Below are 17,963 nucleotides of genomic sequence, written 5' to 3'. Positions count from 1 at the left end.
CCTGGCAGACCGCTGACAGCCGGACCGGTACGCCCAGTAGGACACCGACGCACACCGCGAGAACCGTTGCGATGGTGACTGTTCCGAGTCGCATGACACTCCCCCCGTTTCGTCCGAGGATCGACAACTACCCGGAATCTAGCACTGCCCACCGACACGGAACGGGCGTCCACCAGCGGGTTCAGCGGCTACGAAGGACTTGTCGGTGGGGTCACCTACCTTTGGCCGCATCGTGATCGACCGGGAGGGAGAACGATGGTCTCGAATCCGAACACCGAGCCGGATCAGCTGGCTTGGGAAAGTGCTTCTGTGGTAAGGGTTTTGCCCGCCGTGGCGCCGCGGAAACTGAACAAGGTGCCGTTCGTCGAGTTGGCGGATGGGCGGCTGCAGGGCGTGGTGTCGAGCGGGTCGGACATTTCGCGGGTGTATGTGGCGTCGGTGACGGCGGGGACGCATGGGCTCAGCTGCAGCACCAACAACAATCGGCCGTGTGGCGGGTTGAATCAGGGGTGGTGCTGCAAGCATCTCGACGCGCTCATCGAGGAGGCGGTGTTGCAGTACGGGCAGGATCGAGTGGCGCGGTTCCTGCGGGTCGAGGTGCCCGAGGGTGGACGACTTGCCGGTTGCCTCAACGGATCTCGTGATCCCGCGCCCGCCGCGGCGGTGTTCAGCCGGTTCCTGCGGCACCTGACCTACCTGGAGTTGCCGGGTAGTGCGACACCGATTCCGGAGTTGCAGTGGTTTCCGGCGGGGGTGGGTCGCTGATGCAGGCGATACAGATGACCGCGCTGACGGAAGCGCCGGCGGGTGTGTCGGCCGCTCTGGAAGCGGTGAGCGGGTTCGATACCGCGCTGGTCAACGGCTTCGCGCGGGTTTCCGAGCCGCAGAACGCGGCATTGGCGGCGCTGGCCGCGGGGGTGGCGGGCTCGCCGCTGGCCGACGCGGTCGCGGCGGCGGTGTCCAAGGTGAGCACCGGGGCGATCGGCGCCGAGGAGGTGTCGGCGCTGGCCGCCGCCCGCGCCGCTCTGCTCGGAGCCGTACACGACGCGCTGGTGGACCAAGCGGATAATGCTCTGGGCCGCAGTCGATTCGAGTGGTCGACGACCTCGGACAGCGCCGCCCCGAGCCCCTTGGCCGCGGGCTCCCGCGCCTGGCTGGGCGAGCTGGCCATCGCGGGCTGGCGCGGCGTGGACCACGATCTGGTGGCGGCCGCCGACCAGACCGTGGAATCGCTGCTGGCCGATCCCGCACTGCGACGCCTGGCCATGCTGCTGGACGGATTCACCGCCGAGCTGGGCGCTTCGGCGCCGATCGCCACCATGGATCGGATACCGGCCCGCCGCTGGGCCGATCTGTGGACGCGCGCCCTGCTGCTGTCCTGGCGTGGCGCGGAATCCACTGCGCCCGAGACCGTTTCGGGTCGCCTTCTACCCTTGGGCGTCGACCTGCACGAGCACGGGACCGCGGTGCAGGCACAGCTGCACGGCGTCCTGGAGGTCGCGGGCGCTCCGGCTCGCCGGGTGCGTGTCTCCGTGGTGGCCGCCAAGGTGGACACCATTGTGGGACCGGCGATCTGGCAACTGCTCGGTACACATCGGCAGCTGCTCACCGCGCTGGCCGGACACCGCACGCTGGAAATCACCGACATGCCCCTGCTGGCTACCGGTGACCTGCTGTGGGATGACGATCGGGCGAAGGTCGGGGAGGCCGCCGATCCGTTCGTCACCGCCACCGTGCAACTGCCGCAGGCGCAGGCCCCGGCCGTCGCGCCGCTGGATCGCGATCCGATCCACATCGCCGAACCGGTTCTGTTCGAGGGGTACCGATTCCGCGATGGCGCAATGGAATTGGGTGATCAAAGGATCCGGGTCGAGCTGGACGCACTGCCGTCCGCGGGCCCGCTCACCACGGTCGCGGTGACCAATTCCAGCCTGATGATCGGCTTGCTGCGCTGGGACGGCGGCTGGTCGGTGCGACCGCTGGCCGTGCGCCGCAAGGTCAAGAGCACGCTCACCGACTTCCACAACGGCGACTGGGCGCTCGGCCCGACCGACCCGAAAGTCGCCAAGGCACAGGCGAAGTCGGGTGACGCCGTGGCGGTGCTGCGGGAACGAGCGGGACGGTTGCTGCGCAAATGACGAATCATGAGACACGCCGCCAGATCCTGTACTGGCGGCTGATGGCCGGAATCTTCGCCGGTGACCGCCAGGCGACCCTCGAGCAGGCGAGCGCGGGCATCGTGGAGGACCTGGGTCTGCCGCTCGCGGTGCTGGACCCGGGACTGTCCATCGACAATGTGGTGCAACGCTATCCGGAGATGAGGGACGAGTTCGACAACCTCGATTTCACCGAAACCGAGAATGCCGAAATCGATTCCACCGAACCCGATACCACCCAACCGATCGGCGCGACCGACGTCCGCACCGCCGCACTGGTTTCCAAGCTGCTGCTGAATGTGTTCGCGACCGGCTCCGGTCAGGTCAGCGCCACGCAGCTGGCAGGCTGGCAGTCGGACGCGAACTGGCTGCGCCGCAGCCTGGGCGAGGAGCAGGCCGGTGCCGTGCAGGGCGTGCTCGCCGGTCTGGAGGGCGAGCTGGTGTCCCGCATGCGATTGCGCGAGGTGCTGGCCGATCCGCAACTGGCCGCCCAGCTCACCCCCAGCATGTCCCTGGTCGAACAGCTGTTGCGGGACAAGCACAATCTGTCCGGCGTGGCGCTGGCCAACGCCAAGGCGCTCATCCGGCGCTTCGTCGATCAGGTCGCCGAGGTGCTGCGCACCCAGGTGCAGCAGACCAGCGTCGGCACCATCGACCGGTCCGTGCCGCCCAAGCGCATCCTGCGCAATCTCGATGTGGACCGGACCATCTGGAAGAACCTGCCCAACTGGAATCCGCGGGACGAGCGCCTCTACGTGGACCGCCTGTTCTACAAGCAGACCGCGAAACGCACCGTGCCCGCGAAGATGATCGTGGTGGTGGACCAGTCCGGTTCGATGGTCGACGCCATGGTGAACTGCACCATCCTGGCCTCGATCTTCGCCGGACTGCCCAAGGTCGACGTGCATCTGGTCGCCTACGACACCAATGCCCTGGATCTGACCCCCTGGGTGCACGACCCGTTCGAGGTGCTGCTGCGCACCAATCTCGGGGGCGGCACCGACGGCCGGGTCGCCATGACCCTGGCGCAACCCAAGATCACCGATCCGAAGAACACCGTGCTGGTGTGGATTTCGGATTTCTACGAATGGCAGTGCCAGGAACTGTTCGAGTCCATGGAGGCCGTCCACCGCTCCGGGGTGAAGCTCATCCCGGTCGGCTCGGTGAACAGCTCCGGCCATCAGAGCGTCAACCCGTGGTTCCGCGAACGGTTCAAAAACCTCGGCACCCCGGTGCTTTCCGGACGCATCCAGAAGCTCGTGCACGAGCTCAAGAACTTCATCGACTAGGAGACCCATCATGAACGACGTGTTGCGCGCCCCCGCCGAGATCAAGTACGCCGAGGAGCTGGACTGGCTGGAGTCCATCGACGACGGCCCCAAGCCGTTCGCGTGGCGGCTGAGCCCGAAGATGGTGCGGCTGTTCATTCTCGGCTCCGAACGCGCCGACGGCCTGGATCGCCAGGTCGAGCAGAAGTGGTTCGGCGACCGCAGCTTCGTCGAGCGCAGCATCGTCACCCTGGCCTCGGACCGGGGCCTGCTGCTCATCGGCGATCCGGGCACCGGCAAGAGCTGGCTGGCCGAGCTGTTGTCGGCCGCCATCAGCCGCAATTCCACGCTGGTGGTGCAGGGTACGGCCGGCACCACCGAGGACCACATCAAGTACTCGTGGAACATCTCCATGGTCATCGCCAAGGGCCAGTCGCGGGAATCGATGATCCCTTCCCCGATCATGACCGCCATGGAGCAGGGCGTGATCGGGCGCTTCGAGGAGCTGACCCGCTCCACCAGTGATGTCCAGGACGCGCTCATCTCCATCCTGTCGGAAAAATACGTCTCGATCCCCGAGCTGGATGACGACAATGTGGTGTTCGCGCAGCCCGGCTTCTCCATCATCGCCACCGCCAACAGCCGCGACCGCGGCGTGAACGACCTGTCCTCGGCGCTCAAGCGGCGCTTCAACTTCGTGCGCATCCCGGTGGTGTCCAGCAAGAAGAGCGAGGCGGAGATCGTGCGCTTCCGCACCGCGGAGTTGCTGCGCCGCCACTCCATCGAACTGGAACTGCCGCCCACGCTGCTGGACATCCTGCTCGAGAGCTTCGCCGATCTGCGCGCCGCCGCCGCGGCGGCCACCAATGACGACGACAAGCTGGAGTCGGCGCTGTCGACCGCCGAACAGATCGGTGTGCTCGAGGACGCCATCCTGCACAGCCAGTTCTTCGGCGAGAAGGAGTTGCGCGCCGAGACCATCGCCGGGTCGCTGGTCGGATCCCTGGCCCGCCGCACGCCCGAGGACCTCGCGATTCTCAACAAGTACCTGCACGGCGTGGTCGAGCCCCGCACCAAAGACAAGAAGGGCGAGGCCGCCTGGGGTGAATTCCTGGAGGGTGGCCGGGCGGCGATCGCGAGGCTCTCGTGAACGTCTCGGGAACTCGGCTCGCGCCGAATACCTTTGCCGCGCTGCGGGATCAGCTGGCGGACGCGGCCCTCGCGTTCGCCGGGCTGCCCGGGGCGGCGGGCGACATCCTGGCCGGCATGGTCGACGATGTGGACCGCGCGCTCTCGGAGCGGCTGGAGATCTTCCCGGTCTGCCACCACTCCCCCGCCTCCGGGCTGGCCATGGTGCGGCGGCTGCGCGAGAAGCAGCCGAAGGTCATCTATCTGGAACTCTGCGAGGACCTGCGGCCGCTGCTGGACGAACTGCGCAACTGCCGGTTGCCGATCGCGTTGCAGGCCTTCGCCACCGAGATCGAGGGCTTCCCGGCCGAGTGGGCGCCGCTGTCGGTGGTCGCGCCGATCACCGAGTCCTCGGCCGAGTACCAGGCCATCGCCTACGCGCTCGAGACGCCGGGTGTCGAACTGGTACTGGTGGATCGGTCCACCGATCACGTCTTCCAGTGGGCGCCCGAGCCGGAGAGCACTCCCGCCGACGAGGAGCGCGCCGAGCACGACGGCCTGCACGGTGCGGCGGTCGGGCTCGAGATCGGTGATCTGCGACCGCGTTTCGCCGAGCTGGAAGAGCACCTGCTGCACCACGGCAAGGTCCGGCACTGGTCGGAATGGTGGGATCAGTACGTCGAGCAGCCCCTGGTGGACGCCGACTACGACACCTACCGCCAGGTCATGGTGATGATCGGCAGCCTGTTCCGGCGACTGCGGCGCGACGGCGCCGTCGAGGACGAGGACCGCGAGCGGTACATGTGGACCCGAATGCGGGAACACCTGTCCGCCAACGGAATCGATCCGGCGCAGGCGTTGTACGTGTGCGGCGCGGCGCACGCGGCCAGCCCGGTCGAGCAGTTCGGACTGGATTCCGAGGCGTCGTTCGAGATCTCGCCGCGCTCGGCCACCACGTGGCACTACGGCTTGATTCCGTCGAGCCATTCGGCCATCGAGGCGCAGTTCGGGCTGGCCGGGGGCGCGGTGTCGATCGCGGCGGCCACCTGGGCGAAAGGATTGCGGCGCGGCCGGTTGCAGTCGTTCCAGCTGGACGGACAGCCGGGCACCGCCAAGCGCGTCAAGAAGCCACCGCTCCCGGCCGTGCCGGAAGCCGAAGTCACGGACCAGCTTTCGGGGTTCCTGAAGCGGCCGCCGGCCCTGGATCCGCTCGACGAGGCCGAGCTGCTGGAATGGTCGGTGGACATCGTCCGCCTGGCCCGGCGCAACGGCTACCTGGCCAGCACTGCCGACGCCATCGCCGTCTTCGAGACCTCGATCCTGTTGGCGGGCTTGCGCAATCGCGCTCGTCCGACGCCGTACGACTTCCAGGACGCGGCCGTCACCTGCATCGAGAAGGATCGGGTGCCGGGGCGGCGGGATGTGCGGCGGCTGTGCGAGATCCTGCTCGGCGGCGACCGTGTCGGTCAGGTCGGCTACGCGGCGCTGCCGCCGCTGGCCCGCGACGTCTACGACCGGCTCGCGCCGCTGGGACTGGATCTGTCCAAACGGACGCTGCAGCGCGCGCTGCTGGATCTGAAGACGAATCCCGAGCTGCGGCCGTGCTCGGATCTGCTGTGGCTGCTGCGCAGGCTGCTGCCGCAGGATGCGTTGCGGCCCATCATGGGATCGCGCGGATTGGGCGAGACGTCGATCCAGGAGAGCTGGGACATCGGGCTCGGCAAGTATCAGCGCTCGCTGGTGGAGATCGGGTACGAGGGCGTCTCGGTGGAGCAGGTGCTCGAGCAGCGTCTGCGGCGCGCGGTCACCGCGCCGGACGCGACCGCGGCGGTGGCGCTGGCCGCGGTCGAGGACGCGCTGGTCTACCTGAAGTCGGTGCGGCTCGCCGACGAGTTGGGCAATCGCGCGGTCGAACTGCTCGCCGCCGAGCGGACCGTCGACGACGCGCCGGTGGTGCTGCGCCGAATCAGGCTGCTGCTCAACTATTTCCGATCCACCGAGGACGGTCTGCCGGCCTGGTGCGGACGGTTCGTGACGGCGGGGTACGCCCACTACTGCACCCTGCTGCCCACCGCCTTCGCCGCCGAGGAGACCGGGGCGGCGCAGGTGGCCGCCATGCTGGGCTTCCTGTTCGGGATGGAGAATCTGGCACTGTCGCTGGGCTGCGATCACACCCAGCTGGAATTGGCTGTGCTGCAGTCGCATCCGGAGGCTCCGGCGAAGGTGGCGCTGCTGTGGGCGGCGCGCTTCCAGCTCGGCCTGCTGAGCATGGCGCAGCTGCGCGAGCGGTGCGACGCCATGTTGTCCAATCCGCTGGTGCTGCCCACGGTTCCGCAGTACGTGAGCGGTTTCGTCCAGGCGATCGACCCGGCGCCGGCGCTGAAACCCTTTGTGGTGGAGCTGTTGTCGAAAGCCTTCGGCACGCTGCCGGACGCGGTGCTGCTGCCGTGGCTGCCCAAGCTCATCACCACGCTGAAGGATCAGGCGGGCGAGCTGATTCCGGGCCTGGTCCGGGAGGCGGGCCGGACCTTCCCGGGGGCGCTGCCCGCCGTGGATGCCTTCGTGCCGCCATGGTCGGTCGAATTCACCGCGGCGGCACCTGCGGTGGCGGCGATGCCGAGCGGTCCGGTCGCCGAGCTGCTGGCCGCGCACCCGGCGGCCTGCGACGCGCTCGCCGGTCTGCTCGGGATCGAGGGCGGCTGGCAGGCCGCCGGACCGGCCGGAAACCGTGAGGTAACCGGATTGCTCGAGCGATTCCCCGACACGGCCGCCGCGCTCGCCGCGCGGCTCGGCGTGTCCACTGCGCGCGACTGAGGACGCGAGCCCGGCCGATTCGTCCCCGAAATGGGCGGTTGGCCGGGCGAGCGGCTCGAGAACGCGTTACAGTCCGCCCGTGAAATATCTTGTGGGATGCGCACTCGCCCTGTCGTTCGCGGCGGGTTCGCCGGTCGCGCAGGCTGATACCGCACCGACGTGTACCGACACCCCGAACTCCTACACCCCCGGCTGGCAGACCGGTTGGGCCTCCTATCAGGCCGAGCAGAAGAGTCCGTCCTCCGGCAATTCGTCCCGCACGGTGGATCTGCCGATCACCATCAACGCGCCGATCGCCCACGTCTGGACGGTCTACTCGAATCTGCGCAACGACATCGGGCGGCATCCGTTCCTGCAGGACATCATCACGCATCGCACCTGCAGCGACGGCGTCACCACGACCATCGATTTCACGGCGCTGGAGAACGTCCCGATGGGGTCGGTCGACTACCCGGCGAAGACCCAGGCCGAACAGAAGCTCTACCCGATCGACCACTACTACCTCACCGACAGCTACGACCAGCCCGGGGTCATCACCCACCAGAAGGTGACCTTCGTCGACAACGGCAACGGCACCACGTCGGTGAACGAGCACATCACCTTCATCGCGAACCCGCTGCTGATCGGCTTCACCGCCGACAACGGGACCTCATCGCATCAGGCGTATCAGGCCGCGTTGAAGCGGGACATCGAAAACGGCACGCTCTGAAGAACACAGGCCCGGTCCCGATGGACCGGGCCTTCTCGTATGGAGCTAGTAGCACGATCCGGTGGCCGCACGGGCCCAGGCTTCGTCCCAATCGGCCTCGGATGTGAAGAAGGGCCGCTGCAAGGCGGCGCGCATTCCCGCTAGTCCGCCCGGAAAGGTATCCACCTCGTCAAGGAATCCCTTGCAGGTCCCGCGGACAACGGCTTCGTGGATATCCGTGGGAGGAACTTCCGAGGTAGTCGGTTTCGCAGGTGGAGCGGGTTGTTCGGGCGCGGTGGGTTTGTCGGTGGTCGGAGCCGGTCGCGTTGTGGTGGTCGGCGGCGGTTCGGGGCTGACCGTGCTGGATTCCGGCGGGGGCGGAGGCACCGGTGAGGTCGAGTCCCCGGCGGCGGGCGGTCTCGCGGAGGTGACGGCCGGAGTAGTGGTCGGCGAGACGGTCGGATGCATGGCCGTCGTTCGGTTGGTCGTGGTGCCCGCCGCGGCGCTGGTGGTGTCTCCGCCACTACTGGCCAGAACGATGGCTGCCGTTGCCGCACCGCCGATTACGACCACGAGGGCCGCGACCGCCGCCACGATCAGCCCTGTTCGCGGTGCGGACCGGCGCGGGCCGACCGGCGAGGGTCCCGACATCGGAGCCGATTGCCGCGGAGCCTGATCAGCGGCCAGCGGCCCGGTCGCGGCGAGCAGCGCGCCCCGGGCGGCCGCCGAGACCGCGTTGTCCTCGGGATACCCGGCCGAATGATGTACGGCCGCAGCCGAAATAGGCATCAGCCGAACCAGATTCGCCGGATACCCCAGTGCCGCAGCCGCTTGTGTGAGGATCGCGACCTGCTGTGGCGCCCACTGGTCCGGATACGCGAAGGCCAACCCCGCCGGCGGCGGTCCGCTCCGCGTGAACAGCGCGGCGTCCAGTACCGCCCGCAGCACCGCCGTCGCCCCCTGCGGGTCCGCCGGAATCACGGCCACACCACCCGGCAGCCCGATCGGCGTCACCTGCCGCACAGCCGGATCCATACTCGCGGCGGCCGTCGCCGTCGTGCCGAACGCAATGCCCAGCAGCCACTCCCCCACCACGTACCTCCTGGACGGTCGTCAAATCGGCGCTCAGTATAGGCAGCACATTGCGCCCCCGCCGCCCGCGAGTGTTGCGCTGATCGGCCGCACCGCGAACAACTTGACATGGTTTCCGTGCGACCACGGCACGCGCGGGCCGACCAGGCGGCGGCAAGATTGCTGACCGCGATCGCGGTCCTGTTCGTCGTCGGCTCGTTCGCCCCGCTGGTCGACTACGCCGACCAGAGCCCGCAACAGCATGCGATGGTTGCTCAGATTCACTGGTGCGCATGGGAATTCACCTACAACCTGCCGAACGACAAGGCGTCCTATCGACAGTTGATCGGCAGTGTGCCCGCGGCCGGGACCGCGGTGTCGCTCGTCGCCGCCACCATGCTGACCCCGCTCGGCTCCGGCAACCAGCGCGTGCGGACACGTCCTGGGGCAGGGCGTTCCCGGACCCTCTGAACCGAATGAATTCGGCTCGGGCTGCTGGATTCTCGGCGCCGCCACCGCCCGCACCGTGACGGTGTTGGCGCTGGCGATCCTGTCAGTCCCGGTTCAGGGGATCGCGCATCGGCGCTCCTATCTCGACGCGATCGCCGACCAACCGTAGAAGGTCGCGGTCGTACCCGCCGCCACGGTGGCGACCGGGTCGCCGGTGCAGTCCTTGGACCGAACACCAGGAAGCGGACGCGACCGGCGCGGCATTGCTGCGACGATGTTCGCTCATGACCAGTTGCGTCCTCGCTATCGATCTCGGAAAGACCGGCTGCCGCGGATCCCTGCGGGTCGGCGGGAAGCCGACGCGGTGCGCCGAGGTGGCCGGTGCGCCGGGGCTGGCGAACGCGGGCGGCGTCGCGGCGGCGGAGCAGGCGATTCTGGCCGTGGTCGACCGGATCGCGCCGGCAACGGCTTTCGCGCTGTCCGTCGGTGCGGCGGGAGCCGCGGCCGCACCGGACGCTGCCGCGCTGCTCGCCGGGCGGCTGGCCGAACACAGCGGCGCGGACGCGGTCGCCGTGGCCTCCGATGCCGTGACCGCCCATGCCGGAGCGCTCGGCGGATCATCCGGTGTCGTGCTCGCGGCGGGCACCGGGGCCGTCGCGACCGCGGTCGACGACAGGGGACGCTTCACCCGGGTCGATGGCTGGGGTCCGCTGCTGGGCGACGAGGGCAGCGGCGGATGGATCGGCCTCGAGGGTCTGCGGGCCGCGCTGCGTTCGCACGACGGCCGTGGGCCACGCACGGCGCTGGTCGACGCCGTCGGGGAACGCTACGGCATCGCGGTGCACGAGCTGCCGAACCTGCTCGGGCGACAGGACAATCCGGCGTCGACCGCCGCGCGGTTCGCGCCCGCCGTCGCCGCGGCCGCCACCACCGACGAGACCGCCGCGGCCATCATGACGGCCGCGGGGCACGCCCTGGGCCGGTCGGTTCTCGCCGCCGTCGAGCAGTCCGGGCTGCGCCCGCCGGTGCCCTGCGCGATCACCGGCGGCCTGGTCAATCTCGGTGCGGCACTGCTGGACCCGCTCGATCGGGCGATCGACGGGGTGGTCGACCGTCGTGCTCCCCTGGGCCGACCGATCGACGGTGCCGCCCTGCTGGCCACCGACACGGCGACCGCCTTGGAGGGCTTGGTCATTCGAGTCTTCTGACAAATATTGACAGCGGCGATGTTACGACTGACACTAATTTGCAATCGATCCACCGCGTCACCGGGGAGTTGCGATGAACGCACTCAATCTCGCCGTCATCGTCATCTACCTCGTCACCGTCGCCTGGATCGGCCTACGGCTGTCCGGCAAGCAGAAATCCAGCACCGACTACTTCGTCGGCGAGGGCCGAATGCCCTGGTGGACAGTATGTTTCTCGGTCGTCGCCACCGAGACCAGCGTGCTCACCGTCATCTCCGTCCCCGGCGGCGCCTACAGCGACCAGGGATTCGGCAACGTCGAGCTGGCACTGGGCTACATCATCGGCCGCACCGTCGTCGCCGCCGTGCTGATTCCGCTGTACAAGCGCGGCGGTTTCGTCAGCGCCTACCAATACCTCGAACTGCGATTCGGCCGCTATCTGCAGGGTGTCGCGTCGGTGACGTTCGTGTTCACCCGGCTCCTCGCCGAGGGCGTGCGGCTGTTCGCCTCCGCCATCCCGATCAAGTTGCTGCTCAGCGAATTCGGGCTGACCATCGGCTACGACGTCATCATCGTCGCGCTGACACTGCTGACCGTGGTCTACACCTACCTCGGCGGCATCAAGGCGGTCATCTGGACCGAGGCACTGCAGATGGGCCTCTACCTCACCGGCGCGATCATCGCGATCGCCGTGCTCACCGGCCACGTCGGCGCGCACGGCTACTCGGATGCGTTGCACGCGGGCAAATTCCGCGTCTTCGACACCGACTTCGGCCTGGCGCACATCCTCACCAGCAGCTTCGCGCTGCCGACCGCGATCCTGGGCGGCGCCATCTTCGCCATGGCCTCGCACGGCTCCGATCAGCTGATCGTGCAGCGCATTCTCGCGACCAGAACGCTCCGCGACAGCCAGCGGGCGATGATCGCCTCCGGCGTCTTCGTCGCCGTGCAGTTCGCGGCCTTCTCCCTGGTCGGCGCGCTGCTGTGGTCCTACAACGGCGGCAGGACACCCAAGCAGCTCGGGCTGTCCAGCACGGACGGCCTCTACCCCGACTTCATCCTGCACCGGCTACCGGTGGTGATCTCCGGGCTGCTGGTCGCCGGAATACTCGGCGCGGCCATGGGATCGCTGTCCTCGGCGCTGAACTCGATGGCCAATTCGACTGTCGCGGATATCATTCGCAGCTTCAGTCGCGCGACGATCTCCGATGTCGCGATGCTGCGCCTGGCGCGCGCCATGACATTGGTGTGGGCGGTGCTGATGGCGTTGTTCGCGATGGGCTTCAGCGCGACCACCGGCAATGTGTACCTCACCGCGCTGACGATCGCCGGTTACACCTACGGCGCGCTGTTGGGCGCGTTCCTGCTCGGCCGACTCGTCAAGCGTGCCAACCAGTTCGATGCGATCGTCGCCTTCGTGGTCACGGTGGCCGTGATGACCTTCGTGGTGCGGGTGATCAAGATCGAGGTGACGATGGCGGGGACGGTGACCCACAAGGGCATAGCCGCCCAGTGGCTGGTGCCCATCGGCGTGGTCGTCACCCTCGTGGTCGGGGGGATCACCTCGCGCTTCCATTCCGCGCCCGCCGCCGTCGAGACGGCTCCGGCGAGGGTGGTGGCGTAATGCGCGTCATCGGGCTGATGTCGGGGACTTCCCACGATGCGATCGACGCGGTCGGCGTCGAGATCGGCATGCGGGACGACGCCATGCACATCCGCATCGCCGGACTGCTCAGTCGCCCGTATCCCGACCGGCTGCGCTCGGAACTTGTCGCCGCACTGCCGCCGGGGTCGGTCGACATGGCGGCGGTGTGCCGCCTGGACACCGCGATCGGACAGGAATTCGCGGCGGCCGCCGCCGCGGCGAGTAGCGAATTCTTCGGCGGCGCCGCTGATCTCGTCGCTTCCCACGGCCAGACGGTGTACCACTGGGTGCGCGGGGGCAGGGCGCGCGGCACCCTCCAACTCGGCCAGCCCGCCTGGATCGCCGAGGCGACCGGTCTGCCGGTCGTCAGCGATTTCCGAGCCCGCGACATCGCCGCGGGCGGGCAGGGCGCGCCGCTGGTCGCACTGTTCGACATGCTGTGGCTGGCCGGACGTCCGGTGCGCTCGGCCGCGCTCAATATCGGCGGGATCGCGAACGTGACCGTCACCGGCGATTCCCCGGCGGCCTTCGACACCGGGCCGGGCAACGCGCTGATCGATGCCGCCGTCGCGATCGTCACCGACGGCGGCGAGCATTTCGACCGCGCGGGTGCGCGCGCCGAACGCGGTGCGGTCGACGACAAGCTGCTGAAACAGCTTCTCGCCGAACCCTATTACTCCGAGCCGCCACCCAAGTCGACCGGCAAAGAGCTGTTCAACCGCGACTACCTCGCGCGCGTGTTGCGCGACCGGCCGCTCGCGCCCGACGATATCGTCGCCACCGTGACCGCGCTGACCGCACACACCATCGCCGACGCGCTCGAGCCCTTCGCGCTCACCGAGATCATCGCCTCGGGCGGCGGAACTCGCAATCCGGCCCTAGTGGCGATGCTGCGCGATCGGCTGGGCGCGGCTCGGCTGCGCACCTCCGACGAACTCGGGCTGCCCTCGGCGGCGAAGGAGGCCACCGCCTTCGCCGTTCTCGGCTTTCTCACCGCGCACGGCCACGCCGGCAGCTACGCCGCGTGCACCGGAGCGGCGCACGCCAGCGTGCTCGGCTCGCTCACCCCCGGTGCTGCCGGATTCGACTTCCCCGCAGCATCTTTCACGCCGCCTCGGCGACTCACGGTGACGGGATGAGCGCCGTGTCGGCCGGTGACGATGTCCGCACTCGGCTGCTCGCGGCGATCCCGCGGCTGTCTCCGAGCGGGCTGAAAGTCGCGCGCGTGATTCAGCACGATCCCTCCGGCGTCGCGCAACTGACGGTGAACCAGCTCGCGGAGCAGTCCCGCACCAGCACCTCCGCGGTGGTCCGGCTGGCCAAAACGCTCGGCTACGACGGATATCCTCAACTGCGCCTCGCCCTGGCCGCCGCCGGCAGCGAAGACGGCTCACCGGTGTTCGCCACCGATATCCACGCCGCCGACGAGCTGTCGAAGGTGCTGCACAAGCTGACCGCCTTCGAGACCGAGGGCATGCTGGCCACCGCCGAACTCGCCGACCCCGCGGCCTTGGAGGCCGTCGTCGACGCCCTGGCCGGGGCGCGGCGCGTGCAACTCATCGGCATCGGCGCTTCCGGGCTCGTCGCCATGGATCTGGCGCAGAAGCTCACCCGGATCGGAATGTGGTGCAGTGCCTGCACTTCCGAGGACGACGCGCTGGTGCAGGCGAGCCTGCTGGAGGCGGGCGATGTAATCGTCGCCTTCTCCCATTCCGGTGAGACCGCCGGCATCGTCGAGGCGGTCGAGCACGCGTCGCGTGCCACCACGGTCGCGGTGACGGCGGGAGACCGGTCGAAACTGGCACGCGCGGCACAACATACCGTTCTGGTGGCCGGACGGGAGGACGGTTTCCGCTCGGCGGCCCTGGCGAGTCGAATGAGCCAGCTCCTGATCGTCGACACCCTCTATGTCGGGGTCCTGCAGCGCACCCCGTCCGCGCACGCGGCGCTGCACCGCACCTACGATGCGGTCGCGAACCGCCGGACGAAGGGGGTTCGATGAGCCGCGCACGCCCCGCGCACGGTATCGCCGCACTGACTACCGAGCTCGCCAACCCGCGCACCGCCGCGCTCGACTCGATGCCGGTCGAGGAGATGCTGCGCACCATGAACGCCGAGGATGCGGGCGTGGCCTCCGCTGTGGCGCAGGCGATTCCAGAGATCACCCGGGCGGTCGAAGGCATTGTCGAGGCCCGGCGGCGCGGCGGCAGACTCATCTATATCGGAGCCGGGACCAGCGGCAGGCTCGGCGTGCTCGACGCGGTCGAATGCCCGCCGACCTTCGGCATCGACTCCGGCGAGGTGCTCGGCATCATCGCGGGCGGCGCCGGGGCCTTCGCCCGGGCGGTCGAAGGCGCGGAAGACGATCCGGCCCGGGCCGAACAGGATCTGTCCGCGGTGCACCTCAGCGCCGCCGACGCCGTCGTGGCGCTGGCCGCCAGCGGCCGCACCCCCTACGCCATCGGGGCACTGCGCTACGGACGCGCGGTCGGCGCGACGACGATCGCGATCTCCTGTAACCGCAACGCCGAGATCAGCGTCCACGCCGACGTGGCCATCGAAATCGAGACCGGCCCGGAGGTGTTGACCGGCTCCACCCGCCTCAAGGCCGGCACCGCCCAGAAGATGGTCTGCAACATGCTCACGACCGCGACCATGGTCCTGGACGGCAAGGTCTACGGCAACCTGATGGTGGATGTGGCCCCGACCAACGCCAAACTCGTCGACCGAGCCCGCCGCATCGTCGCCGAGGCCGCCGACATCGACCTCCCCACCGCCGCAGCCCTTCTCGACGCCGCCGGCGGACACCCGAAAACCGCCATCGTCATGCAATTGGCCGGAGTCGACGCGGCAACCGCCCGCACCCTGCTCGCACAGTCGAACGGCTTCGTCCGCTCGGCGATCCGCGACCCCCGCCCGACCAGCTGAAACGAGCTGTTCGTCGCAGTCGGCGTCGAGGATCACCACGTCGGTCTTGTCCGGCTTCGTCAGTCCGGCGCCGTCCACGGTGACGGTGAAGTGCGTCCCGGCCGGGAATTGGTATTCCGGCTCGAACTTGTAGGTGGAGTTGTTGGATTTGACGTCGTTGAAGCGGGCGCCCGGAATCTCGTTCACCCGTTTGCCATTGACGTGTCCGATCCGTTTGCCTCGATCATCGGTGATCAGCAGGTATCCGTGGTTGATCGGGTCGCCGTCGAGGAACACCGTGAGCGGCGGAGCGCCGTTTCGGGGGCCGGCGCCCTTCGCGCCCTCGGTGTCGTGCGCGAGACAGGGGAAGGTCTGTTGCTGCTGCGCGGGCGTCGTCGGATCCAGCATGAGCGTGGCGGTGGTCGCGTCGCCGTCGTTGGGCTCGCTGGGATCGGCCGGATTCGAGGCGGTCCGATAGCGCCAGGTATCGGTGTTGCGGTCCACATCGATGTGGCCCGGTCATCACGGAACGATCAACGAGAAATCATTCCCCCCGCCACCCGAATCTCAGAACCGCCTACTCAGCGCGCGGCGAGGGCGTCGAGGATCATGGGGCGGGCGGTGCGCAGGGCCTCCTGCCAGTAGGGCCAGGTGTGGGTGCCCGGGCCGATGTCGACTCGGGCGGGGATTCCCAAGGCCGCGAGGCGGTTTCGCAGGATTTGGGTGGCGGTCTGGGTCATCGCTTCCAGGGCCATGGCGTTGACGGTGTTGCCGACGCCGTTGGGCAGGTCCGCGCCGGTGGGGACGCCGTTGCCGCTCCAGATGTACATGGGCAGGCCGCGCAGGAGCTCGGCCTGCACGGTGGCGTCGTTGCGGCTCCAGGCCGGATTCGTGATCGGGCCCCACATGTCGTCGAGGTTGAAGTTGCCCTCGTCGCGCATGGCGGCGCGCATGCCCTCGTTCCACAGCGGGAACGTGGGATTCACGTAGCCGGAGAAGGATCCGGCGAACCGGAACTGATCCCGATGGTGGGCCGCCAGCACCAGTGCGGCGTTACCGCCCATGGACGGCCCGACGATGGCATCGTTGGTGCGCGAAACACCGTATCCGGCAAGGAAGTTGGGGAGCTCCTCGGTGAGGAAGGTCTCCCAGCGGTAGGTGAAGGTCTGCCCGTTGGTGCTGCTCGGCCGCAACCAGTCGGTGTAGAAGCTCGAGTGCCCGCCGACCGGGAACACCAGAGTGACGTCGTCCCCGACGAATTGGCGCAGCGCGTCGGTATCGGACGTCCACTGATTGTGATCGCCGGGCGCGCGTAACCCGTCCAGCAGGTACAGGGCCGAACTGCCGCCGTGCGCGGCCCACTGCACCTGCACCTTGATCGGCCCCATGCTGGAGGGCACCCACAGTTCCTCGTATCCGCCCGACGGCGCGGCCACGGCCCGCCCGCTGCCGATCGTCGCTTGCGCCGCCCCCAGGGCCGACACCAGCACGGCCGTCGCGGCGACGGTGACGATCCGCTTCAACACACCCCGAAACGTCCGGCGTCCCTCGAATCTCACTACGCCCACCCCTCCCACCTGATTTCAGGGAATCCACTCTATCCCAGCGGGAAGGGTGATATCGCCGAGTAGCGACGGGCCGAGTCGATCTCGCGGAGCGACTCGGCGACCGTTGTGCGCCTGGGTGTTTCAGGCGACGTGTACGGCGGTGGTGATCTTTCGGGTCATCTCCGCCACGATCGGAACCGGCCGCGGCCGGAATCAGGACTTGATGAAGTCCATGATGTCGGCGTTGAGCTGCGCCGCGTGCGTGATCATGATGCCGTGACCGGTGGCCGGGTATTCCTTGTAGGTGTTCACGGGGATCAGGTCCTTGGTCTTGCGGCCGCAGATGTCGATGGCGGCGGAGGCGTCGGCATCACCGTGGATGATCATGGTGGGAACCGTGACTTCCCGCAGTTCGGCACGGAAGTCGGTGGTGAAGATGGTCTCCATGATCGCGTCGGCCGCCAGCAGTGAGCAGTCCATGCACTTCTGCACCATCCATGCGATGCGCGCGGAGGACACCTGGTTGCCCAGTTGGGTTGCGAAGAACGCCTGCGCATTCTGTTCCATCCACAGCGGACGGTCGGCGGCACGGGCCGCGTTCACCGCGTCGAAGATGGCCTTGGGGACGCCGTCCGGGTTGTCGGCGGTCCGGGCGGGGAAGGGCAGGGTCGCCGAGACCAGCATGATCCGATTGATCCGGTCGCTGCCGTGCCGGGTCAGGTACCGGATGATCTCGCCGCCGGCCATGGAATGCGCGACCACCACGACATCGGTCAAATCGAGGTGTTCGAGGAACGCCGCCAGATCCTCGGAAAGGGTGTCGTAGTCGTAACCGTGCCCGGCCCAGTCGGACTTGCCGTGCCCACGCCGGTCGTAGGACAGGCAACGCAGCCCCTGTTTGGACAGCGGCAACATCTGCAGTTCCCAGGAGGTGCTGCTGAGCCAGCCGCCCGCCAGGAACAGCACCGGCTGTCCGGTACCCCAGTCCTGGTAGTGCAACCGGGTACCGTCATGGGAGTCGAAGTACGGCATCGGATTCTCCTGCTCGTCCGTGGTTGTTCTTACTGACCACAACGCTATTGAGATCCGACGACCAGGGAAT

General features: G+C 68.4%; 15 protein-coding genes. 12 read left to right on the top strand and 3 right to left on the bottom strand.

The features are described 5' to 3' along the window. The first annotated feature begins 330 nt into the window (after positions 1 to 330). The 6 genes from GPX89_RS29880 to GPX89_RS29855 all read left to right on the top strand — a co-directional run bounded on the left by GPX89_RS29880 (position 331) and on the right by GPX89_RS29855 (position 8,075). Positions 331 to 765 carry a hypothetical protein gene (locus GPX89_RS29880; protein WP_328602447.1) on the top strand — a complete coding sequence of 145 codons (435 nt, stop codon included), beginning with the start codon at positions 331 to 333 and terminating at the stop codon, positions 763 to 765. 14 nt (positions 766 to 779) lie between these two features. Further along, a complete protein-coding gene (locus GPX89_RS29875) occupies positions 780 to 2,138 on the top strand; it encodes a hypothetical protein (protein ID WP_235948331.1) in 1,359 nt (452 codons plus the stop codon). Then, complete coding sequence (locus tag GPX89_RS29870; protein WP_157391008.1) at positions 2,135 to 3,445, top strand: vWA domain-containing protein; 1,311 nt, start codon at positions 2,135 to 2,137, stop codon at positions 3,443 to 3,445. The genes GPX89_RS29875 and GPX89_RS29870 overlap by 4 nt, the downstream gene beginning before the upstream one ends. 10 nt (positions 3,446 to 3,455) lie before the next feature. Continuing rightward, positions 3,456 to 4,574, top strand: a complete 1,119-nt coding sequence (locus GPX89_RS29865; RefSeq protein WP_157391007.1) for an ATP-binding protein — start codon at positions 3,456 to 3,458, stop codon at positions 4,572 to 4,574. Next, a complete protein-coding gene (locus GPX89_RS29860; RefSeq protein ID WP_328602446.1) occupies positions 4,571 to 7,366 on the top strand; it encodes a DUF5682 family protein in 2,796 nt (931 codons plus the stop codon). The genes GPX89_RS29865 and GPX89_RS29860 overlap by 4 nt, the downstream gene beginning before the upstream one ends. A gap of 79 nt (positions 7,367 to 7,445) precedes the next feature. Next, on the top strand, positions 7,446 to 8,075 hold the full coding sequence (locus tag GPX89_RS29855; protein ID WP_157391006.1) for a hypothetical protein: 630 nt from the start codon (positions 7,446 to 7,448) through the stop codon (positions 8,073 to 8,075). Between the two features lie 45 nt (positions 8,076 to 8,120). On the opposite strand, the gene GPX89_RS29850 is transcribed toward GPX89_RS29855, so the two are convergent. Further along, positions 8,121 to 9,146, bottom strand: coding sequence for a hypothetical protein (locus GPX89_RS29850; protein ID WP_157391005.1), 1,026 nt, complete (start codon positions 9,144 to 9,146; stop codon positions 8,121 to 8,123). A gap of 108 nt (positions 9,147 to 9,254) precedes the next feature. Here GPX89_RS29850 and GPX89_RS29845 point away from each other — a divergent pair, with 108 nt between their 5' ends. The 6 genes from GPX89_RS29845 (at position 9,255) to murQ (ending at position 15,335) form a co-directional block, all read left to right on the top strand. Then, a complete protein-coding gene (locus GPX89_RS29845) occupies positions 9,255 to 9,596 on the top strand; it encodes a hypothetical protein (RefSeq protein WP_157391004.1) in 342 nt (113 codons plus the stop codon). 263 nt (positions 9,597 to 9,859) lie between these two features. Further along, a complete protein-coding gene (locus tag GPX89_RS29840) occupies positions 9,860 to 10,783 on the top strand; it encodes a BadF/BadG/BcrA/BcrD ATPase family protein (protein ID WP_157391003.1) in 924 nt (307 codons plus the stop codon). A 73-nt stretch (positions 10,784 to 10,856) separates the two neighbouring features. Then, positions 10,857 to 12,386: a sodium:solute symporter gene (locus GPX89_RS29835; RefSeq protein WP_157391002.1), complete on the top strand. Its 1,530-nt coding sequence runs from the start codon at positions 10,857 to 10,859 to the stop codon at positions 12,384 to 12,386. After that, entirely contained in the window at positions 12,386 to 13,546 is a 1,161-nt protein-coding gene (locus tag GPX89_RS29830; RefSeq protein WP_157391001.1) for an anhydro-N-acetylmuramic acid kinase, read from the top strand. Before GPX89_RS29835 ends, GPX89_RS29830 begins: the two co-directional genes overlap by 1 nt. Then, positions 13,543 to 14,409, top strand: coding sequence for a MurR/RpiR family transcriptional regulator (locus GPX89_RS29825; RefSeq protein ID WP_157391000.1), 867 nt, complete (start codon positions 13,543 to 13,545; stop codon positions 14,407 to 14,409). The genes GPX89_RS29830 and GPX89_RS29825 overlap by 4 nt, the downstream gene beginning before the upstream one ends. Next, complete coding sequence (gene murQ / locus GPX89_RS29820; RefSeq protein ID WP_157390999.1) at positions 14,406 to 15,335, top strand: N-acetylmuramic acid 6-phosphate etherase; 930 nt, start codon at positions 14,406 to 14,408, stop codon at positions 15,333 to 15,335. The genes GPX89_RS29825 and murQ overlap by 4 nt, the downstream gene beginning before the upstream one ends. Before the next feature lie 560 nt (positions 15,336 to 15,895). Here the strand turns inward: murQ and GPX89_RS29815 are convergent. Both GPX89_RS29815 and GPX89_RS29810 read right to left on the bottom strand, forming a co-directional pair. Further along, positions 15,896 to 16,873, bottom strand: a complete 978-nt coding sequence (locus GPX89_RS29815) for an alpha/beta hydrolase (protein WP_407939499.1) — start codon at positions 16,871 to 16,873, stop codon at positions 15,896 to 15,898. Between the two features lie 201 nt (positions 16,874 to 17,074). Then, a complete protein-coding gene (locus GPX89_RS29810; protein ID WP_157390998.1) occupies positions 17,075 to 17,893 on the bottom strand; it encodes an alpha/beta fold hydrolase in 819 nt (272 codons plus the stop codon). Positions 17,894 to 17,963: the final 70 nt, after the last annotated feature.

The organism is Nocardia terrae (assembly GCF_009760405.1).
Taxonomy (GTDB): Bacteria; Actinomycetota; Actinomycetes; order Mycobacteriales; family Mycobacteriaceae; genus Nocardia; species Nocardia terrae.
This window is presented reverse-complemented; position numbering and strand designations above follow the sequence as displayed.